Raw genomic sequence first — 24,703 nt, 5'->3', positions numbered from 1 at the left:
CCTGCTTTGCCGTTTCTGGAAATGCCACACCATGACCCAGCCATCCGCCGAGTTCGATGCTGCGCAAAAAGCATCCGCCACTCCCCGCAACAGTGAACTGATTTATCGCCTGGAAGATCGCCCACCGCTGCCGCAAACGCTGTTCGCCGCCGGTCAGCACCTGCTGGCGATGTTCGTTGCCGTGATCACACCGGCCCTGTTGATTTGTCAGGCACTGGGTCTGCCGGCGCAGGACACTCAGCACATTATCAGCATGTCGCTGTTCGCCTCCGGCCTGGCCTCTATTTTACAAATCAAAACCTGGGGACCCGTCGGCTCGGGCTTGCTGTCTATTCAGGGCACCAGCTTTAACTTTGTTTCGCCGCTGATCATGGGCGGGCTGGCGCTGAAAAATGGCGGCACGGACGTTCCCACCATGATGGCTGCGCTGTTTGGTACGCTGATGGTCGCCTCCTGCACCGAGATCCTGCTGTCACGCGTGTTGCACTTGGCACGGCGCATCATCACCCCGCTGGTCTCCGGCATTGTGGTGATGATTATCGGTTTGTCTCTGATTCAGGTCGGTTTGACTTCCATCGGCGGCGGCTATGCTGCGATGAATGGAGGTACCTTCGGCGCCCCCAAAAATCTGCTGCTGGCCGGCGCGGTATTACTGGTCATTATCCTGCTTAACCGTCAGCGCAATCCCTACCTGCGCGTCGCCTCACTGGTGATTGCCATGGCGGTGGGTTATCTGCTGGCCTGGGCCATGGGCATGCTGCCAGAAAGCCAGCCCACCCCCGAGACGGCGGCGATCATCATCCCGACCCCGCTGTATTACGGTCTGGGTTTTGACTGGAATCTGCTGCTGCCGCTGATGTTGATATTTATGGTCACCTCGTTGGAAACTATCGGCGATATCACCGCGACCTCTGACGTGTCGGAACAACCTGTCAGTGGCCCACTGTATATGAAGCGCCTTAAGGGCGGCGTACTGGCCAACGGCCTGAACTCCATGCTGTCGGCGGTGTTTAATACCTTCCCTAACTCCTGCTTCGGTCAAAACAATGGCGTGATCCAACTGACCGGCGTCGCCAGCCGCTACGTCGGCTTCGTGGTGGCACTGATGCTGATCGCGCTGGGGCTGTTCCCGGCGGTGGCCGGCTTCGTACAACACATTCCTGAGCCGGTATTGGGCGGCGCCACCCTGGTGATGTTCGGCACCATCGCCGCATCCGGTGTGCGCATCGTGTCGCGAGAGCGTCTGAACCGCCGTGCAATCATGATCATGGCGCTGTCGTTGGCCGTGGGGATGGGCGTTTCCCAGCAACCGTTGATCTTGCAGTTCGCACCGGACTGGCTGAAAACATTACTCTCCTCAGGCATTGCTGCCGGCGGCATCACTGCCATCGTGCTGAACCTGCTGTTCCCGCAGGAACACGAGAAACAATAATCCATCGAACTGCCTTGTGACAAACGGCCGCTTGCGGCCGTTTTTTATTGCCTATCAGACCATTGCACTTGAGATGCCCGGCCAATTGCGGCATAAACAGGGTATCTTTTTTGACCGACGCGGATGTAGACGATGAAATTTATCGGAAAACTGTTGCTGACGTTGCTGCTGCTGGTCGTGCTGGCCGTTGCACTGTTGTACGTCATAGGGCAAACCCGTTGGGCCGCGGGCTGGGTCAGCCGCTGGGTCAGCGATAACAGCGACTACCGCCTGTCGGTGGCGGCAATCTCGCACTCATGGAACCAGCCGGGCCAAATCAGCCTGGAAGACGTTCAGTTGGCCAAAAAAAATCAGCCTCAATCACTGGTGGCCAAACGTCTGGACCTCGGTCTCAGCCTGCGCCAAATTACCGAACCTCGTCATTTCCATAGCGTCACGCTGCGTGACGGCACGCTGAATCTGCAGCAGCAGGACGCAGCAATGCCAATACAGGCCGACGTGCTGCAACTGAGCAATATGGCGCTGCAATCCAACGATGAAACCTGGCAGCTCAACGCGCAGCAGGTCAACGCCGGCATCACGCCATGGCAACCCAAAGCCGGCCATCCGCTGGGTGATAACAATCAGTTCCAGTTCAGCGCTGGCTCGATGACGCTCAATGGCATCCCGGCCTCTCAGGTCCTGGTTCAGGGCGAGCTGAAACAAAATCAGCTGCTGCTCAGCAATTTCGGCGCCGACCTGGCGCAGGGGGATTTGACCGGCGTAGCCACTCGCGCCGCCGACGGCAGTTGGCAGGTAGAGCGACTGAGGCTCAGCGGCGTGCGCATGCAAACTCCCCTGACACTGGAACAGTTCTGGCAACGTTTTACCGCTCTGCCCCCCGTCACGCTCAAACGTTTTGATCTGATAGATGCACGGCTGGAAGGCAAGGAGTGGGCATTTAACGATCTCGACCTGTCACTGCAAAATGTCACCTTCCAACAGGGCGGCTGGAGCAGCCAGGACGGTTCGCTGAACTTTAACGCCAGCGACCTGATCAATGGCAGTTTCCATCTGATTGATCCGATCATGAATATGCGACTCTCGCCGGCCGGCATCGCCATTCAGCAGTTCACCACCCGCTGGGAAGGTGGGTTATTGCGCACCTCGGGCAACTGGCTGCGTGCCAACAACCGCCTGCAGCTGGATGAGGTCGCGGTCGCTGCGTTGGAATATACGTTGCCTATAGACTGGCGCGCATTGTGGTTACAACCGCTGCCGAACTGGCTGGCGGAGGTGTATGTCAATAAACTGACCACCAACCGTAACCTGATCATCGATATCAACCCGGCCTTCCCTTTCCAGATCACCGCACTGGACGGTTATGGCAGCAACCTGCTGCTGGCGCGCGACCACCAGTGGGGCATCTGGTCCGGCACGCTGAATTTGAACGGCAGTGAAGCTACCTTCAACAAAATTGACGTGCGCCGACCATCGCTGGCGCTGAACGCCAATGACGGGCAGATCAACGTCACCGAGCTCAGCGCCTTTATGCCGCAGGGGTTGTTGGATGCAAAAGCCACCGTCGAGCAACTGCCGGGCAAGCCTTTTACGCTGTCGTTGAATGGGCGTTCGGTACCGCTGAATACGCTACAACAATGGGGATGGCAAGCAGTACCGCTGGAAGGCGACGGTAATCTGCAATTACAGTTGAAAGGTTTGTTGAACAGCGATGGGCCATTTAAGGCTTCATTGCAGGGCAGGTTGCAGGCCACTGCCGCCGATGGCCAAACGGTCAACCAGCAACTGCCTTAATTCTGGATAGGCCCTCTCCGCATAGAGAGGGCCTGGGTATTAACTGTCTATCGCCTCACAGCCGCCCTGATCCAGGGGCACTTCCGGCTCGGCCGGCAACACCATATAAGTGCCTTCAAATACCGCACCTTTGTCATCGTCACCGAACAGATGGACTTCCGCCTGCACGCGAGCGCGGCGGCCACGGGCCAAACGAGCCAGATCGCCGCTCAACGAGCTGAGATCCGCCACTGCACGCGGTCGGCCTGTGATGGGTTTGCTGTAACGAATATGGGCATCGGCCAAAATGATGGTGCCACCGAGATGGCGCTCACGCAGCAATAGCCAGATCAGGCCCCAGGCGGTCAAGGTGGCCAGAGAGAACAGGCTGCCGGCAAACAACGTGTGGTGCGGGTTCTGGTTGCCAATTTCCGGCATGGTGGTGACAAAGCGCTGGCCGGTGTATTGGCTGATGCGCACCCCCATCTTCTCGCTGAGCGGAATGTGATCGTACCAGGCCTGCTGCAGCTGACCGCACCAGTCGGGCCGATGCAGGATGTCGTCCAGCGTCGCCACCGGTTTGATCATCAGGAAATGGCGAATCGGCGTGGTTTGCGGCGCGGTGATCTCACCCTGATTAATGAAACCCAGCTTGGCAAAGAAATCTACCGCGTCTTCACGGGCGCTACAGACTACGCGCTTCACGCCCTCCTGGCGCGCCACGGATTCCAGCGTCATGGCTACCAGCGTCCCCAGGCCTTTGTCCTGCACCGTCGGGTCTACCGCCAGAAAACGAATCGCGGCTTCGTTATCGGCATTGATGTACAGCCGCCCAATGGCGACAATTTTTCCGCTCTCGTCCACCACCATCTGGTGATGTGCCATGGCGTCGTAGGCATCCTTTTCCGACCCCACCGGCTGGTGCAACGGCTTGCGCAGCATTTCCCAGCGGAACTGGTAATACTCTTTCAGTTCTTGCTCTGTTACCGGTACTCGTAGGTGATACATAGACGCCTTCTCTCTCAGAATTCTTAGACTTGAAGCCAAAACGTCACCGGCCCGTCGTTCACCAGCGCGACTTTCATGTCGGCCGCAAACTCACCGGTTTGGGTTTCGATACCGCGTTCGCGGCATTGGCCAACAAAATATTGGTATAACCGATCGGCCTCTTGCGGTACCGCGCCACGGGAGAAACTCGGACGCATCCCCTTTTGCGTATCGGCCACCAGCGTGAATTGCGAGACCACCAGCAAACTGCCCCCTGCCTGTTGGACGTTGAGATTCATTTTGTCGTTCTCATCGCCAAAGATGCGGTAGCCCAATACGCGCTCACACAGGCGCTCGGCCTTCTGTTCGTTATCGTCCTGCTCCACGCCCAATAACACTAACAAACCGGGGCCTATGTTGCCTACCGTCTGGCCTTCCACCGTGACGCTGGCATTTAATACCCGTTGAATTAACGCAATCATAACTGCCCTTCTGATGACTGTTCCTGTTGTTGTGCCTTTTGCTGTCGGTAGTCGCGGTATTCCCCAATGGTAACCGTGATTTCCGCACCGAGTAACACGATACACCAGCTCCAGTAGACCCAAAGGAATAAAATGGGGATCACCGCCAACACGCCGTAAATCAGCTGATAAGACGGGAACATGGTGATATACAGCGCAAACCCCTTCTTGCCCAGCTCAAACAGCAAACCGGCCACCAGCGCGCCAATCAACGCATCCTTTGGTGGCACCCTAACCGTCGGCACGATGCAATACAGCAGCCAGAACGATATCCACGACAGGATCAGCGGGAAAATACGCAGCACCTGATCCACCAGGCTGTTGACGCCGGTCTGCGCCAGCCAGTTAAGCGACAGCAGATAGGAACTGATCGCCATACTGGCCCCCACCAACAGCGGCCCCAGGGTCAGCACCATCCAGTACACGGCGAAAGAAAACACGATAGGACGCTGATTCTTGCTGCGCCAGATGGTGTTGAGCACGCTGTCCACCGACGAGATCAGCAACAGCGCAGTGACTATCAGGCCGCAGGTCCCGACGGCGGTCATCTTGTTGGAGTTGGCGACAAACTGCTCCAGATAACTTTGGATCACGTTGCCGGCGGCCGGCATGAAGTTGGAAAAGATAAAGCTTTTCAGTTGAACGCTGATGTCGGAGAACATCGGGAACGCGGCAAACAGCGCAAACACCACGGTCACAAGAGGTACCAGTGACAGCAGTGAGACGTAGGCCAGGTGGCCCGCCAACATGGTCAGGCCATCGCTGTCGACGCGTTTAATCAGCAGTCGTAAAAAGGTGACGCTGGGTTTGATCGAAGCGGGCAGCTTCTTGCGGCGGAAAAACGACATGGCCACTCCTTGATGTCAGTTTGTACGCCTTAAGCTTAACCCTTTGCGGTCATTGGGCAAAATAAGCCGGTACTACGTCGCGGTCGGTCACGTGAACCGTTTTGATGCCAAGTGCCTGGGCGGCAGCGACGTTATCCGGGTGATCGTCAAAGAACACCGCGTCGTCCGGCGAAGTATTTTCTGCATCCAGTACGTGCAGATAAATGTTGGCGTCCGGCTTACGCATGCCAAGATCCTGCGACAAATAGAGATGATCGGCGGCTTCGGCCACCTGCGGGTAGTGCTGCGGCCAGTAATTGCAGTGCAAGCGGTTGGTGTTCGATAACACCACCACCCGGTGACCTTCGCTGCGCAGGCGCTTCATGATGTCGATCACTTCTGGACGCAGGGCGACAAACACCGCCTGCCAGCCGGTAGCGAACTGCTCGAAACTGAGGGCAATCCCCATTTCGGCACTCAGCCCTTCGGCAAAGTCTTCATCGCTGATTTCACCGCGCTCGTGCTGCTGAAACAATTCGCCCATAGCAAAACGTTCGGACAAGACCGCCAATGGCGTACCGCTCAAACTGCTCCATACACCCAGTACACGTTTGAAATCGATATCGACGATCACATTACCTAAATCAAAGATATACAGCATAGTCCTCTCCTGATGGGCCGGTGAGATTTTACTGTAGCGGGAAAAGCAGAGGCTGAATAGAGAGCGGATGGAAAAGCGTATAGCACGCGGCAGAAATGAGAAAAGACAGAGGAAAAAACTCAGGGCGCTGGCGCGCCCTAAGTGTTGCAGACTAAATCGGCGATTAAGCTTCTTTAGGACCGCGGCTTGCACGCTTACGATCGTTTTCCGTCAGGTGACGCTTACGGATACGGATCGAGGTTGGCGTGACTTCTACCAGTTCGTCATCATCGATGAATTCCAGAGCTTGCTCCAGAGTCATTTTGATAGCCGGAACCAGGGTAGTGGCTTCGTCAGTACCGGAAGCACGCATGTTGGTCAGCTTCTTACCGGTCAGGCAGTTCACGGTCAGGTCGTTGGAACGTGAGTGAATACCGATGATCTGGCCTTCATACACTTCCGCACCGTGCCCCAGGAACAGCTTGCCGCGATCTTGCAGACCGAACAGGGCGAACGCTACCGCTTTACCCTGGCCGTTAGAGATCAGCACGCCGTTCTGGCGCTGGCCAACTTCACCCGGACGCACGTCGTCGTAGTGGCTGAAGGTGGAGTACAGCAGACCGGTACCGGAAGTCATGGTCATGAACTCGTTACGGAAGCCAATCAAGCCGCGGCTTGGGATCACGTAGTCGAGACGCACACGGCCTTTACCGTCTGGATCCATGTTTTTCAGGTCAGCTTTACGCTCACCCATGGCTTGCATGACTGAACCCTGGTGCTGTTCTTCGATGTCCAAGGTCACGTTTTCGAACGGCTCTTGTTTACGACCATCGATTTCACGGAAGATTACTTTCGGACGGGATACCGCCAGTTCGAAACCTTCACGACGCATGTTTTCGATCAGAACCGACAGGTGAAGTTCACCACGGCCAGATACGCGGAATGCATCAGCATCTTCAGTTTCTTCAACGCGCAGTGCCACGTTGTGCACCAGTTCCTTGTTCAGACGCTCAAGGATTTGACGCGAAGTCACAAACTTACCTTCTTTACCGCAGAAAGGTGAGGTGTTGACGTTGAAGAACATGGTTACGGTCGGCTCATCTACAGACAGCGCCGGCAGTGCTTCCACTGCAGAGGTGTCACAGATGGTGTCGGAAATGTTCAGCTCGCCCAGACCGGTGATAGCGATGATGTCGCCCGCTTCAGCCAGGGTAGACTCGATACGCTCCAGACCCATGTGGCCCAGCACTTTGCCCACTTTACCGTTGCGAGTTTTACCTTCGCTATCGATGATGGTGACCTGCTGGTTTGGCTTCACTTTACCGCGCTTGATACGGCCGATACCGATCACGCCCAGGTAGTTGTTGTAGTCCAACTGGGAGATTTGCATCTGGAATGGCGCTTCGAGCTCAACCTGCGGTGCAGACACGTGGTCTACGATCGCTTGATACAGCGGGGTCATGTCTTCCGCCATCTCGTTGTGGTCAGTACCGGCGATCCCCATCAATGCAGAAGCATAGATGATTGGGAAGTCGAGCTGCTCGTCGGTCGCGTCGAGGTTAACGAACAGGTCGAAGACCTGATCAACAACCCAATCAGGACGTGCGCCCGGACGGTCAACCTTGTTGATTACCACGATCGGCTTCAGACCATTAGCGAAGGCTTTTTTGGTCACGAAGCGGGTTTGCGGCATTGGGCCATCCATTGCATCCACAACCAGCAGCACCGAGTCAACCATTGACATCACACGCTCAACCTCACCGCCGAAGTCGGCGTGTCCTGGGGTATCCACGATGTTGATGCGGTAGTCTTTCCAATTAATGGCGGTGTTTTTTGCGAGGATGGTAATCCCACGCTCTTTCTCCAAATCGTTGGAGTCCATTACGCGTTCGGTGGCTTCTACACGCTCTCCGAAAGTACCGGATTGTTGCAGCAGCTTATCAACCAGGGTGGTCTTACCATGGTCAACGTGGGCAATAATGGCGATGTTACGCAAATTTTCGATCACAGCTTTGCCTCAGGCATTAGAAATAGCGCGCTATTGTACACGTATTAAGCGAGGGACTAAACAAGATCACAACAGTCTCTTATAAACAACTGTGTACAGGTCAGTATGTGATCCCTTTCACGGTGCAAAAAGCAGCATCCGGTGCACTTTTGCACCATTACAGTGCCCCACCCCGCACCGATTGCACCATTTAAGTGCAAAACGTCACTGATGGTGCATACTGATTCTGTGCAAAACCCACGCAGAAAGGCGATTAAAGCGCTTTAGCAAAGTTGGCACAGTTTTCGCTTTAGTCTTTTCAAGGCAAAAAAAGCCAGTTTCACAGATTCGTTCCACGACGACGACAATGATAAATCCGGGAGAGTTAAGTATGTCCGCTGAACACGTTTTGACGATGCTGAATGAGCATGAAGTGAAATTCGTAGACCTGCGTTTCACTGACACCAAGGGTAAAGAACAACACGTCACCATCCCTGCTCATCAGGTAAATGCCGACTTCTTCGAAGAAGGTAAAATGTTTGACGGTTCCTCGATCGGCGGTTGGAAGGGCATCAACGAATCTGACATGGTGCTGATGCCAGACGCCAGCACTGCGGTACTGGATCCGTTCTTCGAAGAATCTACCCTGATCATTCGCTGCGACATCCTCGAGCCAGGCACCATGCAGGGCTACGATCGTGACCCGCGCTCAATCTCCAAGCGTGCAGAAGATTTCCTGCGCTCTTCCGGCATCGCAGACACCGTTCTGTTCGGACCAGAGCCAGAATTCTTCCTGTTTGACGACATTCGTTTCGGCAGCAGCATCCGCGGTTCCCACGTGGCCATCGACGATATCGAAGGCGCATGGAACTCCGGCACCCAATACGATGGCGGCAACAAAGGCCACCGTCCGGCAGTCAAAGGCGGTTACTTCCCGGTTCCTCCGGTCGATTCTTCACAGGACATCCGTTCTACCATGTGTCTGACCATGGAAGAAATGGGCCTGGTCGTTGAAGCGCACCACCACGAAGTGGCAACCGCAGGTCAGAACGAAGTGGCAACCCGCTTCAACACCATGACCAAGAAAGCCGACGAAATCCAAATCTACAAATACGTGGTTCACAACGTGGCTCACGCATTTGGCAAAACCGCGACCTTCATGCCGAAGCCAATGTTCGGTGATAACGGTTCCGGCATGCACTGCCACATGTCGCTGTCCAAGAATGGGACTAACCTGTTCGCCGGCGACAAATACGGCGGCCTGTCTGAGACTGCCCTGTTCTACATCGGCGGTATCATCAAGCACGCTAAAGCGATCAACGCCCTGGCCAACCCGACCACCAACTCTTACAAGCGTCTGGTCCCAGGCTACGAAGCTCCGGTCATGCTGGCTTATTCTGCCCGTAACCGTTCCGCTTCCATCCGTATCCCAGTGGTTGCCAGCCCGAAAGCGCGCCGTATCGAAGCCCGTTTCCCGGATCCAGCAGCTAACCCGTACCTGTGCTTCGCGGCCCTGCTGATGGCAGGCCTGGACGGTGTGATTAACAAAATCCACCCTGGCGACGCCATGGACAAAAACCTGTATGACCTGCCACCGGAAGAAGAAGCTGAAATTCCAAAAGTTGCAGGCTCTCTGGATGAAGCGCTGGCAGCACTGAGCGAAGACCGCGAGTTCCTGACCCGTGGCGGCGTATTCACTGACGACGCTATCGATGCTTACATCGATCTGCGCAAAGAAGAGATGGACCGCGTTCGCATGACGCCACACCCGGTTGAATTCGAACTGTACTACAGCGTTTAAGTTTTACCGCGCCGTCTGCGGGCGGCGCCCAGATTTAGTTGTCTTTTTTTGTTGCCGTGGAAACTTTCAGCCCATCTTCGGATGGGTTTTTTTCTCCACCGTATTTTCTGCAAAACTATTCCATACCGCGTGCATAACGGATGGAGTAGGATAAATGCACTAAAAAGGTGCAGTCGTCTGCTATGCCCAAGAGATTTCACGGTGCAGCTAGGCGGCAACCGAGCGAACCGACAGGAGCTTGGTCTGCCAAGTGACTGGTGTGAGTAAGAGCAGCCAACAACGCTGCGTCTTGAAAGATAAAGGGCATATATGGCAACTGGCAAGCTGCCCGACGCAGGGCAGATCCTCAATTCTCTCATCAACAGTATCCTGCTGTTGGATGACTCGCTGGCGGTTCATTACGCCAATCCGGCAGCACAACAACTGCTGGCACAAAGTTCTCGTAAACTTTTCGGTACACCGTTACCCGATTTGCTCGGTTATTTCTCACTGAACGTCGATCTGATGCGTGAGAGCCTGCATGCCGGTCAGGGCTTTACCGATAACGAAGTGACCCTGGTGGTTGACGGGCGTGCGCATATCCTCTCCCTGACCGCTCAGGCGTTGCCTGATGGCTATATCCTGATCGAGCTGGCGCCAATGGATAACCAACGCCGTTTGAGCCAGGAACAACTTCAGCACGCCCAGCAGGTGGCAGCCCGCGATCTGGTCCGTGGCCTGGCGCATGAAATTAAAAACCCGCTTGGCGGGTTGCGCGGTGCGGCTCAATTGCTGGCCAAGGCGCTACCCGATCCGTCGCTGACCGAATACACCAAGGTGATCATTGAGCAGGCCGATCGCCTGCGCAACCTGGTCGATCGCCTGCTCGGCCCGCAGCGACCGGGCCAACACATAACCCAAAGCATTCATCAGGTGGCAGAGCGTGTGTGCCAACTGGTGTCGCTTGAGAAGCCGGATAACGTGACGCTGGTGCGGGACTACGACCCGAGCCTGCCTGAAATGGCGCACGACCCGGATCAAATCGAACAGGTATTGCTGAACATCACCCGCAATGCGCTGCAGGCGCTGGGAGAAACGGGCGGCACCATCACGCTGCGCACTCGTACCGCTTTCCAGATCACCCTGCACGGCACCCGCTACCGGTTAGCGGCACGTATCGACGTAGAAGATGACGGCCCCGGTGTGCCGGCGCAGTTGCAGGACACGCTATTTTACCCGATGGTCAGCGGCCGCGAAGGCGGGACCGGTCTGGGGTTATCCATCGCCCGTAATCTTATCGATCAGCATTGCGGAAAAATTGAATTTAACAGTTGGCCAGGACATACCGAATTCTCGGTTTACCTGCCTATTCGCCAGTGAGGTTTTCTATGCAACGAGGGATAGTCTGGATCGTCGATGACGATAGCTCCATCCGCTGGGTGCTTGAACGTGCGCTCACTGGAGCCGGTGTGAGCTGCGTGACCTTCGACAGTGGCAATGCGGTGCTCGAAGCCCTGGCCACGCAAACTCCTGACGTGTTGCTGTCTGACATCCGCATGCCGGGTATGGATGGCCTTGCGTTGCTCAAGCAGATCAAACAGCGTCATCCGATGCTTCCGGTCATCATAATGACCGCACATTCGGATCTCGACGCCGCCGTCAGCGCCTACCAGCAAGGGGCGTTCGATTACCTGCCGAAACCCTTTGATATCGATGAAGCCGTAGCGCTGGTAGAACGCGCCATCAGCCATTATCAGGAGCAGCAGCAGCCTGCACGCAGCCAACCGGCCAACGATCCAGTGGCAGACATCATCGGTGAAGCCCCGGCGATGCAGGACGTGTTCCGCATCATCGGGCGCCTGTCGCGTTCGTCGATCAGCGTACTGATCAACGGCGAATCAGGTACCGGTAAAGAGCTGGTTGCCCATGCCCTGCACCGTCACAGTCCGCGCGCCAAATCGCCTTTTATCGCGCTGAATATGGCGGCGATCCCCAAAGACCTGATCGAGTCCGAACTTTTCGGACATGAAAAAGGGGCCTTTACCGGCGCCAACCAGATCCGTCAGGGTCGCTTTGAGCAGGCCGACGGCGGGACCTTGTTCCTGGATGAAATCGGCGATATGCCGCTGGATGTGCAAACCCGCTTGCTGCGGGTGCTGGCAGATGGCCAATTCTATCGGGTCGGTGGTTATGCCCCGGTGAAGGTTGACGTACGCATCATCGCCGCCACCCACCAGAACCTGGAAATGCGGGTACAGGAAGGTAAATTCCGTGAGGATTTGTTCCACCGCCTGAACGTGATCCGCGTGCACCTTCCGCCGTTGCGTGAACGTCGTGAGGATATTCCGCGTCTGGCGCGTTACTTCCTGCAGGTGGCGGCAAAGGAACTGGGTGTGGAAGCGAAAAACCTGCACCCGGAGACTGAAACTGCACTGACGCGCCTGCCATGGCCAGGTAACGTTCGCCAGTTGGAGAACACCTGCCGTTGGTTAACCGTGATGGCCGCTGGTCAGGAGGTACTGATTCAGGATCTACCGAGTGAGCTGTTTGAAACCTCTGCGCCGGAAACGACCGGGCATAGCCTGCCCGACAGTTGGGCCACGCTGCTGGCACAGTGGGCAGACCGCGCGCTGCGTTCCGGTCATCAAAACCTGCTGTCGGAAGCGCAACCGGAGATGGAGCGCACCTTGCTCACCACTGCACTGCGTCATACCCAGGGGCATAAGCAGGAAGCCGCCCGTTTGCTGGGGTGGGGGCGCAATACGTTAACGCGTAAGTTGAAAGAATTGGGAATGGAATAGTTTGCGGCATTGATTATAGAAAATACAATCAAGCGCACAAAAAAACGGCTATTTCAGGCTTTACAGCCGAAGAGGCCGCAGTATGATCGGGGCGCACACCCTGGAGGCTTCCATGCTGGATTCGTTAATCGCATTCATTTCTCAAGGCGCAGAACTTGGTTCTGCCGCCAGCCACACGCCGCAGGCAGCCGTTGCTGCGGTATTGTGTGCCGCACTGATTAATTTCTTCAGTTAAAACAACGGCCGCGAAAGCGGCCGATGTTTTACTCATTAAATAACCCGAGAGAATTGCTGAGTGCGGGCCTGTTGACGCAGGTAGATATCAAAGCACATGCAAATATTGCGGATCAGTAACCGGCCACGCGGCGTAACCTGAATGCCCTGCTCGTCACGCTCCACCAGCCCATCGCGTTCAAACGGCGCCAACAATTGCAAATCCTCAGCAAAATAATCGGCAAAGTTGATGTCGAACTGACGTTCTATGGCCAGATAGTCCAGTTTGAAATTGCAGATCAGCGTTTTGATCACCTCACGCCGCAAGCAGTCGTCTTCGGTCATCGCCAGGCCGCGCCACAGTGCATGACCTTGCGCTTCGACGCTGCTGTAATAAACCTTCAGCTCTTTCTGGTTCTGCGCATAGCTGTCCCCCAGCATGCTGATGGCGGAGACACCCAGCCCCAGCAAATCACTGTCGCCCTGGGTGGTATACCCCTGGAAATTACGGTGAAGTTTTCCTTCGCGCTGCGCCACCGCCAACTCATCGTCCGGTCGTGCGAAATGATCCATGCCGATAAACTGATAACCCGATTCGGTCAGGGAGGCTATGGTGTGCTGCAAGATATCCAGTTTCTGCTGCGCGCTCGGCAGATCTGCGTCTTTGATTTTGCGCTGGGCAGCAAACAGGTTCGGCATATGGGCATAGTTAAATACGCTCAGGCGATCGGGGCTTAGCTCTGCCACACGCTGCAGAGTGTAGGCAAAGCTCTCCGGCGTTTGCTTTGGCAAGCCGTAGATTAGATCGATATTGGTGGAATTAAAGCCAAGCGCTTTAGCGCGAGCAATCAGGGCAAAGATAAAGGCTTCATCCTGCTCGCGGTTCACCAGCCGCTGCACCTCTTTATTGAAGTCCTGCACCCCCATGCTCAGGCGATTAAAACCTTCGCTGCGTAAATGATCGAGCACATCCAGCTCAATCTCACGCGGATCGACTTCGATCGACATTTCGGCATCGGGAAGGAAATCAAAGTGTTGGCGCAGCATCGTTACCAGCTGGCTGATTTGTGCCTTGCTCAGATAGGTTGGCGTACCGCCGCCCCAGTGCATCTGGCCGACCTTACGCCCGGCAAACAACGGTGCACGTTGAGCAATCTCTTGCGCCAGCACCGCCAGATATTCATCGGCCTTGTGTTTTTGACGCGTCACCAGCTTGTTGCAACCACAGAAATAGCAGAGCTTGTGGCAGAAAGGAATATGCACGTACAGCGATAAAGGGCGCTCAGGATAACGCGCCGCGGCGCGTTGAAACGCCGCTTCGTCGTAGCTCTGGTTGAATTCCAGCGCTGTGGGGTATGAGGTGTAACGCGGCCCTGAATAGTTATATTTCTGGATCAGGGCCAGATCCCAGACAATTGCCTGCTCTGACATGCTCACTCCTTCCGATATTTTTTCCTACCGGGCCGGGAGATGGGCAGTTGTCTACGCTGTCTGGCCGCGGAAGCGCTGCGAAAACGCTTTTTGCGTTTAGACAGCCGCCATAGTTTACCGAATAACCACAGCAGATAACACATCAAGAGTAGGGCTATTGACGGGATCAGCCACATGACGCGTTAAATTACGTCTTTCGGGTTACCGCCTTTCAGCAGTTTCAGGATATCTTCCTTTTTTTTCTCTTCTTCTTCGTCGTCTTCATCGTCGCCCAGCTCAATGCCCAGTTGCTCCATCAGGGCATCAATGCGATCCAGAGTCTGGTCAACATAATTCTGATCTTCTGCGCTCAGCGTCTCGCCGTCGTCAATACGATCCAGCAGTGCGTCCAGACGCTCATCATTTTCCAGCTTCGCCAGCTCTTCTTCCGGGGACAGACGTGGTTTGGCTTCGGCCTTAGGTTTTGGCTGCGGCTTGGCTTTTGGCTTGGCTTCAACCACCAGCGCTACCGGCACTTTGCTGCCAATGCGCGGATCTTTGGTCTGCGCGTCGGCCTTGTTCTTTTGATTGGCAGACTCAACCTGGGTGCGAGAACCGGAAGCAAGACCACGGCGCTTTTTCAGACGCTTGCGCTCACGGGCTTCCTGATCGAGCTCCACACGGCTTTTCTTTTTGGTTTTCGACGTCGCCGCGCTGCTGCGTGGGGCGCGAGGTGCTTTTGATGGCTGGTTCATAGCGTATGCTCTTAGGTATGTAGATTCAGTATAGAGATAGATGCTATACGATTGCGGCGGAATCTAGCAGAAAGCGAACAAAGAAAAAAGGCGGCAGGTTAAACCCGCCGCCTTTTTGCACCCTCTTTCGAAGGATATTCCTGCTACGCATTCCGTGCGCACACTCAACATCCAGGTTTTTCCTTTTGCTATAAGCGCATTCCCTGCCGCACTACTTCCTTCATCCTGAAGGGAAAATCGTCCATGGTGAAATCCGTTCGTGTCCACTCTTCCTGAGTTTGCTTCCTGCGGGCATCCCAATTGCGGTAACTTCACCATCCCTGTGCTATTTGCAAATTCCGATGCAAATAGACCCATTCCTTCGGTTATTCGTCCTGGCACTCATTAGCACGTCCCGTGCTCTCCCTGAGATTTATCACCCTTCCCGGATGTTCCTTAATCCTGCACACCCCTGTGCTGCAACTTACTTTACGCTATCAGGGGTCAGGCTCAAGGCACCTGCCCTGTAATAGGCTGATAAAAATACGCATCGGAGAATTAAATACATGTTTTATAAAAAAAAGAATAAAAACAACTTTCGAATAAAAGCGACATTACCCCCTATTCGAATGGCAAATGTCTCACAAGCCTGCCCCACATAAATTGCCACACCCAACTGGCCCGGCGCTTAAAAACAGAGAAACACACCATTTTTAGCGCTGATGCAGTTATAATCGCCAACCAGTTAGCCATCCTCACGGAGACGAAAAATTTTGACCAGCAAGAATTACAATTATCATGTGACCCATTTCGTCACCAGTGCGCCCGATATTCGCCATCTGCCGGGGGATGAAGGTATTGAAGTTGCGTTCGCCGGCCGTTCTAACGCCGGTAAGTCCAGCGCGTTAAATACCCTGACCAACCAGAAAAGCCTGGCGCGTACCAGTAAAACGCCGGGCCGTACCCAGCTTATCAACCTGTTTGAAGTGGAAGAAGGTATTCGCCTGGTCGACCTGCCGGGTTATGGCTACGCCGAAGTGCCTGAAGAGATGAAACGCAAATGGCAGCGGGCGCTGGGTGAATACCTGCAAATGCGCAACTGCCTGAAAGGCCTGGTGGTGCTGATGGACATCCGCCATCCGTTGAAAGATCTCGACCAGCAGATGATCCAATGGGCTGTCGATGTCGGCACGCCGGTTCTGGTTCTGCTGACCAAAGCGGACAAACTGGCATCCGGCGCACGTAAGGCGCAACTGAATATGGTGCGTGAAGCGGTAGTGCCGTTTATGGGTGATATCCAGGTTGAGGCCTTCTCCTCACCGAAAAAGATGGGCGTCGACAAACTGAGCCAGAAACTGAACACCTGGTTTAACGAGATCCCGCCGGAAGTGCTACCGGAAGATGATGAAGCCGCCGGCGAATAAAAAGCCGCAGCGCTGCAACAGAGCCGATGTGGAAACGCATCGGCTTTTTTATGCGCGTTATTCGGGCGCCAGGCTATTTTCGTTATCTAATTACAGTTCTGACTGAAATCCATCACAAATACTTATGATGACTTGGTATTGAGAATCCGTTGAGCAGGCCATTTCGGGGGAAAATCTGAAGGAAAGAGGTCGCGGGACGAATAAGAAGAACCTATGGTTTGGCTTTGTTTTTACAATAAAAAACGCCCCAGTCAATACTGACTGGGGCGGCTAAATATTCAGCCAAATCCGATTACGTGAAGTAAAAGGTCTGAAAGATAGAACATCTTACCTCTGTACCCTACGCCAGTAACTCTACATGATTTTTTCGCAGTGCAAAAGAATTTTTTGTAGTTTACTTACACAGTTTGGCGCGTAATAACGGCGAGGTTGGGGAAACAATCGCCGTATCCTGTAGCTTAATTACAAAAACTGCTTAGGTTATCGCCAGTTAGCCCATCCTTTAAGAACGAGGCCAGCGAACGGCCGCGCAATCAGTGGGCTTCGTCCCAGTTGGCCCCCACGCCGACATCCACTTTCAGTGGGACAGCCAGCGTCATGCTGTTTTCCATCAGCTCGCGAATGCGTTGGTTGGAGGTTTCCAGCACCGATTCATGCACCTCGAACACCAATTCATCGTGTACCTGCATGATCATACGCACCAGCGGCTCTTCCTGAGCTTGCAACCAGGCGTCCACCTCGATCATCGCACGTTTGATGATATCGGCGGCAGTCCCTTGCATAGGGGCGTTAATCGCCGCGCGCTCGGCCGCCTTGCGACGCATGCCATTACTGGAGCTGACATCCGGCAGATAGAGACGGCGGCCGTCCAGCGTGCTTACATAGCCCTGACTGGCAGCCTGCTGGCGGGTACGCTCCATATATTCCAATACGCCCGGGTAGCGCTCGAAGTAGAGATCCATGTAGCGCTGCGCTTCACCACGCGGAATGCCCAATTGGCGTGCCAGACCAAACGCGCTCATGCCATAAATCAGGCCAAAGTTAATTGCCTTGGCGCTGCGACGCTGTTCGTTGGTCACTTTATCAAGCGGCAGGCCAAATACCTCGGCTGCGGTGGCACGGTGGATATCCTCACCGGCCGCAAAGGCCTTCAGTAACCCTTCATCCTGTGACAGATGGGCCATAATGCGCAGTTCGATTTGCGAATAGTCGGCCGCAACGATGCGGTAACCCTCAGGAGCAATAAAGGCCTGGCGGATCCGGCGCCCTTCGTCGTTACGCACCGGGATATTCTGCAGGTTAGGATCGCTCGAGGAGAGACGTCCAGTAGCCGTCACCGCCTGATGATAAGAGGTATGCACCCGGCCACTGACCGGATTGATCATCAGCGGCAGCTTGTCGGTGTAGGTCGTCTTCAGCTTCGCCAAGCCACGGTATTCCAGGATCACCTTAGGCAACGGGTAATCCAACGCCAGTTCGGCCAACACTTCTTCGTTAGTAGATGGGGCACCACCCGGTGTTTTCTTCAGTACCGGCAGCTTCTGCTTTTCGTAGAGGATCGCCTGCAGCTGTTTGGTTGACGCCAGATTGAAAGGCTCTTCCGCCAGTTCATGGGCCTGAATTTCCAGCTCGGCCAAGCGTTTGGTCAATTCGATGGAGTGCGTGGCCAGAATGCTTTGATCAATCAGCACCCCGGTTCGTTCGATGTGCGACAACACCGGTAACAGCGGCATTTCAATCTCATTGAATACTTTCAGCAGCTCGGCGCTTTCCTTCAATTGCGGCCACATCGCCAAATGCAATTGCAAGGTAACGTCGGCATCTTCGGCAGCGTAAGGAGCCGCCTGCTCCAGTGCAATCTGGTTGAAGGTGAGCTGTTTTTTCCCCTTGCCGGCGATCTCTTCGAAGGTCACGGTTTTATGGCCGAGGTAACGATCGGACAAGCTGTCCATATCGTGACGACCGCCCACGCTGTCCAGCACATAAGATTCCAGCATGGTGTCGAAGGCAATGCCGCGCAGGGTAATGTCGTAACGCGCCAGCAGGCCCATATCGAACTTCAGATTTTGCCCGACCTTGAGCGCTTTCTCGTCTTCCAGCAGCGGCTTCAAGGTGGCCAGCACATAATCGCGATCCAGCTGTGCCGGGGCATCGAGATAGTCATGCGCTACCGGCAAATAGGCGGCTTCGCCCGGTGCAATGGCAAACGACAGGCCGATCAAATTGGCGGTCAGGGTGTCCAAACCGTCGGTTTCGGTATCAAACGCAAATACCTCGGCTTTTTTCAGCTTTTCCAGCCACTGCGCGAAAGTATCTTCATCCAGGATGGTGACATAACCTTCTTGCGATAACGTCGCTTCGGCAGGTGTTTTGTCTGCTACCGCCGTAGCCTTTGGCGCACTGGCAGCTTTCACGCCGGTACCCTTTTTACCTTCCAGCCAAATACCGGCTTCAACATCCGCCAGCCAGCGTTTAAATTCGTATTGTTTAAACAACTGCTGCAGCACATCGACATCCAGCGCTGATACTTCGAGATCGGCGCAGGTAAGATCCAGTTCGACGTCGGTTTTGATGGTCGCCAGCTTGTAGGAGAGGTAAGCCACCTCTTTGTTCTGTTCCAGCTTGGCCGCCATGGTCTTGGCGCCGCGGAAGCTGAGCGTGGCGATGCTATCAAGGTTGGCATAGAGCGCATCCAGCCCCCCAAGCCCCTGTAGCAGCGCCTGCGCGGTTTTCTCGCCCACACCGGGTACGCCAGGGATGTTATCCGAGGAATCACCCATCAACGCCAGGAAGTCGATAATCAGCTCCGGCGGAATGCCGTACTTGTCGCACACTTCCTGTGGACCAAGGATGGTGTTGTTCATGGTGTTGATCAGGGTGACGTTCGGTGTGACCAACTGCGCCATGTCTTTATCGCCGGTGCTGATCAGCACCGCATGGCCGGCTTTTTCTGCCTCCAGTGCCAAAGTGCCAATCACATCGTCGGCTTCTACACCGGGCGTGACCAGCAGCGGCAACCCCATCGCCTTGACCATTTTGTGCAACGGTTCGATTTGCGCGCGCAGGTCGTCCGGCATCGGCGGCCGGTGCGATTTGTATTCTGCGAACAGCTCATCGCGGAAGGTTTTTCCTTTGGCATCAAACACCACCGCAACATGGCTTGGCTGGTACTGCAGCAATAGACTGCGCAGCATGTTCAGCACGCCATACATTGCCCCGGTAGGTTCACCCGCAGAGTTGGTCAGCGGAGGGAAGGCGTGGTAAGCGCGGTAGAGGTACGAGGAACCGTCAACCAGGATTAATGGGTTTTCTGCAATCTGGGCCATAGCGTTTCTTTATCGTGATCGGACATGACGGTAAGCATGCCATAGCTGGCCGCCTGAGACGAACCTTAGCGTGCATTAAGGGCGAAAATCATGTGATTCTGCAAAGCGATCCGCAAGATCCTGCCTGTGGATAACTTTGTGCATAGAAAAGACAACAAATTATAACGATGAGTTTATCGTTATAATGGGAAATAAAAATCCTATTGAAATCACTGCGTTAAACAGTGCTATTTTAACTGAAGGTTATTATCGACTTTTACACAATTTGTGGATATAACTTGCGCCAGATTTTAATCGCACTATTAATCAAATTTGGCGCCTCAATTACCATAGCACAAGATGAGCAAGTTGCACGAAAACGCAGCAAATGCCCATTTTTTCCGCTTTAAAACAGCTACTGCTGGCAGGCATTTTCCCCCTATAATGTCGCTAAAATATTTTTTGTTCATGCATACTGGCATGTAACGCTGTTCTCACCAACCGTCAGCCTATAACCATGCCAAGATTGCTATCCCCTGTTATTTTTATTGTTTCCAGCCTGCTCGCCATTTTGGTCACCGTACTGTGTTCGATCCCCATTACGATCGCCGGCGTCATTAAGTTACTGGTGCCCTTTCCTGCCGTATGGCGACGTATCTCCGCCTTCGCCGACTTTATGATGTGGTGCTGGTGCCTGGGGTTATCGCTGCTATTACGTATTAACGGCCAACTGCGCTGGGATATAGAAGGGTTGGAAGGCCTGGATCGAAAAAACTGGTATCTGCTGATCAGTAATCACGAAAGCTGGTCGGATATTGTGGTGCTGTGCGTATTGTTCCGTAACCATATTCCAATGAATAAGTACTTTCTTAAACAGCAATTGGCCTGGGTCCCTTTTGTCGGTCTGGCCTGCTGGGCGCTGGATATGCCCTTCATGAAACGCTATTCGCGCGCCTATTTGCTCAAACACCCGGAAAAGCGCGGTAATGATATCGAGACCACACGCCGTTCCTGCGAGAAGTTTCGTAAACGCCCGACCACCATCGTTAATTTTGTAGAGGGCTCGCGTTTTACCGAAGCCAAGAAAATTAAAACTCGTTCGCCCTACCGTAATTTATTAGCCCCTAAAGCTGCCGGTATTGCTTTTACACTCAGTGCATTAGGTAAGCAGTTCGATAAGGTGTTAAACGTCACCCTGCTTTATCCAGATAATACTGAGCGGCCTTTTATGGATATGCTGTGCGGCCGGTTAAAACGCATTGTGGTAAGGGTTGAATTGCTGCCAATCGACGAAAGCATGCATGGCGATTACTTTAACGATAAGCAGTTCAAGCGACGTTTCCAGCTTTGGCTGAACACGCTGTGGCAGGATAAAGACAGATTGCTGGATAGATTGAAACGGCAATAGAAGTTAAAAAAAAGCCGGCTAAGCCGGCTTTTTTACTTTAAATTTCGGTTACTTCTGCTCGCTGAGGAATTTAACCACGTCGGCGAATTGCTTCACGTAAGCATCCATCGAACTGGTGTCCAGGCCGTCATTTTTGACCATGTATTTGCCGTTAACAAATACCGCCGGTACGCCACGCAGTTGCAGATCTTCTGCAGCTTTCTCCTGTTGAACCACCAGGGATTTAACTACGAAGCTGTTCAGAGCCCCGTCATAATCAGCCGCGCTCACGCCTGCTTTCACAAACACGTTGCGGATATCATCAGGCGTTTGTACGGTCTGGGTTTTCTGCACCGCTTCGAACATCAGCGGGCTGACTTTATCTTCCACACCCAGCGCCATTGCAACAGCCCATGCCTGAGTCAGTTGCTTACCCAACGGCCCCAGGAACTCAACGTGGTACTTGGTCATTTTAGTGCCCGCAGGCAGCGCTTTTTTCACATTTTCGGAAACGTGATAAACCTGCTCGAACTGATAGCAGTGTGGGCAATAAAAGGAGAAGAACTCCAGTACCTGAGGTTCACCCGTCACTGGCTTGTCCAGGGTGACATACTGGGTACCATCGCTAAACTGCGCAGCCGAGGCACTGAATGCCATTACCATGCCAACGAGCGCCAACCAAATTTTCTTCATAAGACTAAACTCTCCATTGTGTTAAAGCTTCAATACATTGGCATCAGCTGCAGAGGGGGCTCCTGCAACAGCTTAACCTGTTCGGTGAATGCCGCCGTCTGAGACAACCAAAAATCAGACTCCGCCATCCACGGAAAACTTTTAGGGAACGCAGGATCTTGCCAGCGGCGAGCAACCCATGCCAGGTAGTAAACCATACGCATAGCACGCAGCGGCTCGATCAACGCCAACTCACTTTGATCAAACTCAGCAAACTCTGAGTACGCTTCCAACAAAATATCTAACTGCATCAAACGATCGCGACGCTCACCGTGCAACAACATCCACAGATCCTGTATCGCCGGCCCGTTACGCGCGTCATCAAGATCAACAAACAGTGGGCCATCACGCCACAGAATATTGCCCGGATGGCAGTCACCGTGCAAACGCCGCGGCTGCCAATCCTGATGCCAATGCTGTTTGATTGCCTCAATCAGCTTGTCAGTCGCTGCAAGAAAGCTGTCACGCTGCGCTTTGGGCAACAGCGCGCAGCCCGCCAAAACCTGACGCGGTAAAGTGAGGTACTCCTCGATGCCCATCGTCGGACGTTCAACAAACAGGCTTTCGCTGCCCACCTGATGAATGCGCCCCAGGAAACGGCCAACCCACTCCAGTTGATCGAGATTGTCGATCTCATACTGCCGCCCGCCAACGCTGGGAAAAACCGTAAAAAAGAAACCGTTGTGCGTATGCAGCGTATTGCCCTGCAGAACTAATGGGGCAACTGCAGGGATCTCCGCCAGAGCAAGATCATGGGAGAACTGGTGTTCTTCACCAATTTGTTTCGCGCTCCAACGTTCTGGCCGATAAAACTTCACCACATAACGCTTACGATCCTCGTCCATAAACTGATAGACGCGGTTTTCATAACTGTTAAGCGCCGTTAGCCCGGAGTCTACACGCAGGCCAACCCCTTCCAGCGCGTCCATAATCAGGTCGGGCGACAGGGTCTGAAAATTAAAAGCTGAGTTGTTCATAACAACATTCGGTTTCGTTTGGGCGACATCACAATGCCGGGATTGAGAAATAGTAGCATTAATGACGGGCTGCACGAGCAACGGCTTCACCCCGGCGCACGAATGCTAATCTTTGATCACGCCACGGGCGCGTAGCAGTGCCGTTTTGAAATCTTCCTCATAATCCTTTTTCAGACCAGGGATCTGTTCGTTGCCGGCGCTGCCGCGCATTTTCAAATGGTAGATCAGGATATCATCGCTCAGTTCAGTCAGATTGCCCTGAAAGCCAGCTTCTTGCGCCAACTTCTGTAAAAACTGGATCAGATTAAGATCCGGATCTTCCTGCCAGGCCGGGTGCAGAAGCTCAATCAGCTCGTTTACGCGGTGCGTTTTCATCGCAATATTGTCCAATAGAATCAATAAACACACAAAGTAACAGGCTTGCCAACGCAGTGAAAGAAGCAGCTTGTCAATAAAGGTAAATCCTGATGCCACACCGGCTTTAGCGCTACAATCATGGCGTTAGTCACAATGTGGAATTTGAAATATGCATGAAGAGATTACCGGCATTATTCTGGCCGGAGGGCGTGCCACTCGCATGGGTGGGGAAGATAAAGGTCTGGTTCCCATTGCCGACATCCCCCTGTATCAGTATGTGCTTGCCCGGCTACGGCCGCAGGTCGGGCCGATAGCCATCAACGCCAATCGCAATCAAGCACGGTATAGGGAAAGTGGCCTGCCGATAATTGGCGATCTGATCCCTGACTTTTCAGGCCCGCTCGCCGGTATGCTGGCCGGCCTGAAATACGCAACGACCGAGTGGGTGGCCTTTGTCCCCTGTGATGTTCCTGACTTTCCTGCAACGCTTATCGAGAAACTCTGGCAACAAAAAGGAAGTGCGATAGCCGCCTATGCCAGTGATGGGGAACGGGCTCACCCAACGCTAGCGCTATTGCACACCAGTCTGGCGACTCCGTTGGAGGATTATCTGGCCCGCGGGGAACGCAAGCTGATGCTGTTCCTGGACGCTGCGCGTGCACAGCAGGTGGAGTTCAAAGGGCAGCAATCGGCCTTCCACAATCTTAATACCCTTGAGGACTGCCAACGTTGGGTAAAAGAAAAAGGAATTATCCATGAATAGCCCTTCCCAACCCCCTCTACTGGCCATTGCTGCCTATAGCGGCACGGGCAAAACCACCCTGCTTAAACAATTGATTCCTTTATTAAAGCAGCGGCAAATCCGCGTAGGGCTGATCAAACATACTCACCATGATATGGATGTCGATACCCCCGGCAAAGACAGTTATGAACTGCGCAAAGCCGGTGCCGACCAAACGTTGGTCGCCAGCAATAACCGCTGGGCATTAATGACAGAAACGCCGGAACAACCCCCACTGGATCTGCAATATTTGGCGAGTCGTTTTGATACTGGCAAGGTGGATATCATTTTAGTCGAAGGGTTCAAGCATGAGCCCATCAGTAAAATCATTCTCTATCGTGAAGAGGTGGGTAAACCACTGGAGGATATGCTGGACGAGTTTGTGATCGCCATTGCCAGCGATCGATCAATCACTGGCAATGCCCCACTGTTGGATCTTAATGACCCAGAGTGCATCGCTGACTTTATCAGGGACTGGTTAAAAAGCGCAGCCTAGCTGCGCCTTTTTCTTTCGCGCACAGCAAAAAGGCCATCCTTGCGGATGGCCTCTTGGCTTAATTGATGCCTGGCAGTGTCCTACTCTCGCATGGGGAGACCCCACACTACCATCGGCGCTACGGCGTTTCACTTCTGAG

The 24,703-nt window shown here is 54.0% G+C and carries 22 protein-coding genes and 1 rRNA gene; 10 read left to right on the top strand and 13 right to left on the bottom strand.

The genetic code is table 11. The features are described 5' to 3' along the window. Positions 1–31: 31 nt before the first annotated feature. Positions 32–1,432, top strand: coding sequence for a nucleobase:cation symporter-2 family protein (locus tag AC1RKG_RS22370; RefSeq protein ID WP_493183734.1), 1,401 nt, complete (start codon positions 32–34; stop codon positions 1,430–1,432). Between the two features lie 132 nt (positions 1,433–1,564). Further along, complete coding sequence (locus AC1RKG_RS22365; RefSeq protein WP_201895889.1) at positions 1,565–3,226, top strand: AsmA family protein; 1,662 nt, start codon at positions 1,565–1,567, stop codon at positions 3,224–3,226. Between the two features lie 39 nt (positions 3,227–3,265). Here the strand turns inward: AC1RKG_RS22365 and fabY are convergent, their stop codons facing one another. The 5 genes from fabY to typA form a co-directional block, all read right to left on the bottom strand. Further along, positions 3,266–4,213 carry a fatty acid biosynthesis protein FabY gene (gene fabY / locus AC1RKG_RS22360; RefSeq protein ID WP_020837659.1) on the bottom strand — a complete coding sequence of 316 codons (948 nt, stop codon included), beginning with the start codon at positions 4,211–4,213 and terminating at the stop codon, positions 3,266–3,268. A 23-nt stretch (positions 4,214–4,236) separates the two neighbouring features. Beyond that, positions 4,237–4,674: a D-aminoacyl-tRNA deacylase gene (dtd, locus tag AC1RKG_RS22355; protein ID WP_020837661.1), complete on the bottom strand. Its 438-nt coding sequence runs from the start codon at positions 4,672–4,674 to the stop codon at positions 4,237–4,239. Beyond that, on the bottom strand, positions 4,671–5,561 hold the full coding sequence (locus AC1RKG_RS22350) for a virulence factor BrkB family protein (RefSeq protein ID WP_493183733.1): 891 nt from the start codon (positions 5,559–5,561) through the stop codon (positions 4,671–4,673). Before AC1RKG_RS22350 ends, dtd begins: the two co-directional genes overlap by 4 nt. Before the next feature lie 49 nt (positions 5,562–5,610). Then, complete coding sequence (gene yihX, locus AC1RKG_RS22345; protein ID WP_020837663.1) at positions 5,611–6,201, bottom strand: glucose-1-phosphatase; 591 nt, start codon at positions 6,199–6,201, stop codon at positions 5,611–5,613. Positions 6,202–6,364: 163 nt separating this feature from the next. Next, complete coding sequence (typA, locus tag AC1RKG_RS22340) at positions 6,365–8,188, bottom strand: ribosome-dependent GTPase TypA (protein WP_020837665.1); 1,824 nt, start codon at positions 8,186–8,188, stop codon at positions 6,365–6,367. A gap of 370 nt (positions 8,189–8,558) precedes the next feature. On the opposite strand from typA, the gene glnA reads away from it, so the two are divergent. The 4 genes from glnA to AC1RKG_RS22320 all read left to right on the top strand — a co-directional run bounded on the left by glnA (position 8,559) and on the right by AC1RKG_RS22320 (position 12,983). Then, positions 8,559–9,968, top strand: coding sequence for a glutamate--ammonia ligase (gene glnA, locus AC1RKG_RS22335; protein WP_020837667.1), 1,410 nt, complete (start codon positions 8,559–8,561; stop codon positions 9,966–9,968). A gap of 309 nt (positions 9,969–10,277) precedes the next feature. Beyond that, on the top strand, positions 10,278–11,327 hold the full coding sequence (glnL, locus tag AC1RKG_RS22330; RefSeq protein ID WP_020837668.1) for a nitrogen regulation protein NR(II): 1,050 nt from the start codon (positions 10,278–10,280) through the stop codon (positions 11,325–11,327). Between the two features lie 8 nt (positions 11,328–11,335). Beyond that, entirely contained in the window at positions 11,336–12,748 is a 1,413-nt protein-coding gene (gene glnG / locus AC1RKG_RS22325) for a nitrogen regulation protein NR(I) (protein ID WP_041415118.1), read from the top strand. Positions 12,749–12,860: 112 nt separating this feature from the next. Then, positions 12,861–12,983 (top strand): YshB family small membrane protein, encoded by a 123-nt coding sequence (locus AC1RKG_RS22320; protein ID WP_139285489.1) that lies wholly within the window; start codon positions 12,861–12,863, stop codon positions 12,981–12,983. Positions 12,984–13,018: 35 nt separating this feature from the next. Here the strand turns inward: AC1RKG_RS22320 and hemN are convergent, their stop codons facing one another. Together hemN and yihI are read right to left on the bottom strand one after the other, a co-directional pair. Next, positions 13,019–14,392, bottom strand: coding sequence for an oxygen-independent coproporphyrinogen III oxidase (hemN, locus tag AC1RKG_RS22315; RefSeq protein ID WP_493183732.1), 1,374 nt, complete (start codon positions 14,390–14,392; stop codon positions 13,019–13,021). 182 nt (positions 14,393–14,574) lie between these two features. After that, a complete protein-coding gene (gene yihI, locus AC1RKG_RS22310) occupies positions 14,575–15,126 on the bottom strand; it encodes a Der GTPase-activating protein YihI (RefSeq protein ID WP_493183731.1) in 552 nt (183 codons plus the stop codon). Between the two features lie 752 nt (positions 15,127–15,878). On the opposite strand from yihI, the gene yihA reads away from it, so the two are divergent. Continuing rightward, the gene (yihA, locus tag AC1RKG_RS22305) at positions 15,879–16,529 is read left to right on the top strand and encodes a ribosome biogenesis GTP-binding protein YihA/YsxC (protein ID WP_046374857.1); all 651 of its coding nucleotides are present in this window, start codon (positions 15,879–15,881) and stop codon (positions 16,527–16,529) included. 278 nt (positions 16,530–16,807) lie between these two features. Here the strand turns inward: yihA and spfP are convergent, their stop codons facing one another. Continuing rightward, positions 16,808–16,855, bottom strand: coding sequence for a small protein SpfP (gene spfP / locus AC1RKG_RS22300; RefSeq protein WP_071892919.1), 48 nt, complete (start codon positions 16,853–16,855; stop codon positions 16,808–16,810). 207 nt (positions 16,856–17,062) lie between these two features. Next, positions 17,063–19,855 (bottom strand): DNA polymerase I, encoded by a 2,793-nt coding sequence (gene polA, locus AC1RKG_RS22295; RefSeq protein ID WP_493183730.1) that lies wholly within the window; start codon positions 19,853–19,855, stop codon positions 17,063–17,065. A gap of 496 nt (positions 19,856–20,351) precedes the next feature. Here polA and yihG point away from each other — a divergent pair, with 496 nt between their 5' ends. After that, positions 20,352–21,242: a 1-acylglycerol-3-phosphate O-acyltransferase, YihG family gene (gene yihG / locus AC1RKG_RS22290; RefSeq protein WP_020837680.1), complete on the top strand. Its 891-nt coding sequence runs from the start codon at positions 20,352–20,354 to the stop codon at positions 21,240–21,242. Between the two features lie 48 nt (positions 21,243–21,290). Here yihG and dsbA read toward each other — a convergent pair whose 3' ends face one another. The 3 genes from dsbA to AC1RKG_RS22275 form a co-directional block, all read right to left on the bottom strand. Then, entirely contained in the window at positions 21,291–21,914 is a 624-nt protein-coding gene (gene dsbA / locus AC1RKG_RS22285) for a thiol:disulfide interchange protein DsbA (protein WP_020837681.1), read from the bottom strand. A 29-nt stretch (positions 21,915–21,943) separates the two neighbouring features. Next, positions 21,944–22,930 carry a serine/threonine protein kinase gene (locus AC1RKG_RS22280; RefSeq protein ID WP_020837682.1) on the bottom strand — a complete coding sequence of 329 codons (987 nt, stop codon included), beginning with the start codon at positions 22,928–22,930 and terminating at the stop codon, positions 21,944–21,946. A 105-nt stretch (positions 22,931–23,035) separates the two neighbouring features. Beyond that, a complete protein-coding gene (locus tag AC1RKG_RS22275; RefSeq protein WP_046375106.1) occupies positions 23,036–23,305 on the bottom strand; it encodes a YihD family protein in 270 nt (89 codons plus the stop codon). 151 nt (positions 23,306–23,456) lie between these two features. Between AC1RKG_RS22275 and mobA the strand changes: the two genes are divergently transcribed. Both mobA and mobB read left to right on the top strand, forming a co-directional pair. Beyond that, positions 23,457–24,050: a molybdenum cofactor guanylyltransferase MobA gene (gene mobA, locus AC1RKG_RS22270; RefSeq protein WP_048762437.1), complete on the top strand. Its 594-nt coding sequence runs from the start codon at positions 23,457–23,459 to the stop codon at positions 24,048–24,050. Continuing rightward, complete coding sequence (gene mobB, locus AC1RKG_RS22265; RefSeq protein ID WP_493183729.1) at positions 24,043–24,564, top strand: molybdopterin-guanine dinucleotide biosynthesis protein MobB; 522 nt, start codon at positions 24,043–24,045, stop codon at positions 24,562–24,564. The genes mobA and mobB overlap by 8 nt, the downstream gene beginning before the upstream one ends. A gap of 67 nt (positions 24,565–24,631) precedes the next feature. Here mobB and rrf read toward each other — a convergent pair. Next, positions 24,632–24,703, bottom strand: a 5S ribosomal RNA gene (gene rrf / locus AC1RKG_RS22260); the annotation flags it as partial.

It is taken from the genome of Serratia sp. GW822-FHT06D09 (assembly GCF_058799515.1).
Note: the sequence above shows the minus strand (reverse complement) of the source record. Positions and strands in the feature narration are given on the sequence as shown.

What these genes read in the sequence shown, in the direction of transcription:
- AC1RKG_RS22370 (WP_493183734.1), top strand. Translation starts at nt 32, where the DNA reads ATGACCCAGCCATCCGCCGAGTTCGATGCTGCGCAAAAAGCATCCGCC.
- AC1RKG_RS22365 (WP_201895889.1), top strand. Translation starts at nt 1,565, where the DNA reads ATGAAATTTATCGGAAAACTGTTGCTGACGTTGCTGCTGCTGGTCGTG.
- fabY (WP_020837659.1), bottom strand. Translation starts at nt 4,213, where the DNA reads ATGTATCACCTACGAGTACCGGTAACAGAGCAAGAACTGAAAGAGTAT.
- dtd (WP_020837661.1), bottom strand. Translation starts at nt 4,674, where the DNA reads ATGATTGCGTTAATTCAACGGGTATTAAATGCCAGCGTCACGGTGGAA.
- AC1RKG_RS22350 (WP_493183733.1), bottom strand. Translation starts at nt 5,561, where the DNA reads ATGTCGTTTTTCCGCCGCAAGAAGCTGCCCGCTTCGATCAAACCCAGC.
- yihX (WP_020837663.1), bottom strand. Translation starts at nt 6,201, where the DNA reads ATGCTGTATATCTTTGATTTAGGTAATGTGATCGTCGATATCGATTTC.
- glnA (WP_020837667.1), top strand. Translation starts at nt 8,559, where the DNA reads ATGTCCGCTGAACACGTTTTGACGATGCTGAATGAGCATGAAGTGAAA.
- glnL (WP_020837668.1), top strand. Translation starts at nt 10,278, where the DNA reads ATGGCAACTGGCAAGCTGCCCGACGCAGGGCAGATCCTCAATTCTCTC.
- glnG (WP_041415118.1), top strand. Translation starts at nt 11,336, where the DNA reads ATGCAACGAGGGATAGTCTGGATCGTCGATGACGATAGCTCCATCCGC.
- AC1RKG_RS22320 (WP_139285489.1), top strand. Translation starts at nt 12,861, where the DNA reads ATGCTGGATTCGTTAATCGCATTCATTTCTCAAGGCGCAGAACTTGGT.
- hemN (WP_493183732.1), bottom strand. Translation starts at nt 14,392, where the DNA reads ATGTCAGAGCAGGCAATTGTCTGGGATCTGGCCCTGATCCAGAAATAT.
- yihI (WP_493183731.1), bottom strand. Translation starts at nt 15,126, where the DNA reads ATGAACCAGCCATCAAAAGCACCTCGCGCCCCACGCAGCAGCGCGGCG.
- polA (WP_493183730.1), bottom strand. Translation starts at nt 19,855, where the DNA reads ATGGCCCAGATTGCAGAAAACCCATTAATCCTGGTTGACGGTTCCTCG.
- yihG (WP_020837680.1), top strand. Translation starts at nt 20,352, where the DNA reads ATGCCAAGATTGCTATCCCCTGTTATTTTTATTGTTTCCAGCCTGCTC.
- dsbA (WP_020837681.1), bottom strand. Translation starts at nt 21,914, where the DNA reads ATGAAGAAAATTTGGTTGGCGCTCGTTGGCATGGTAATGGCATTCAGT.
- AC1RKG_RS22280 (WP_020837682.1), bottom strand. Translation starts at nt 22,930, where the DNA reads ATGAACAACTCAGCTTTTAATTTTCAGACCCTGTCGCCCGACCTGATT.
- AC1RKG_RS22275 (WP_046375106.1), bottom strand. Translation starts at nt 23,305, where the DNA reads ATGAAAACGCACCGCGTAAACGAGCTGATTGAGCTTCTGCACCCGGCC.
- mobA (WP_048762437.1), top strand. Translation starts at nt 23,457, where the DNA reads ATGCATGAAGAGATTACCGGCATTATTCTGGCCGGAGGGCGTGCCACT.
- mobB (WP_493183729.1), top strand. Translation starts at nt 24,043, where the DNA reads ATGAATAGCCCTTCCCAACCCCCTCTACTGGCCATTGCTGCCTATAGC.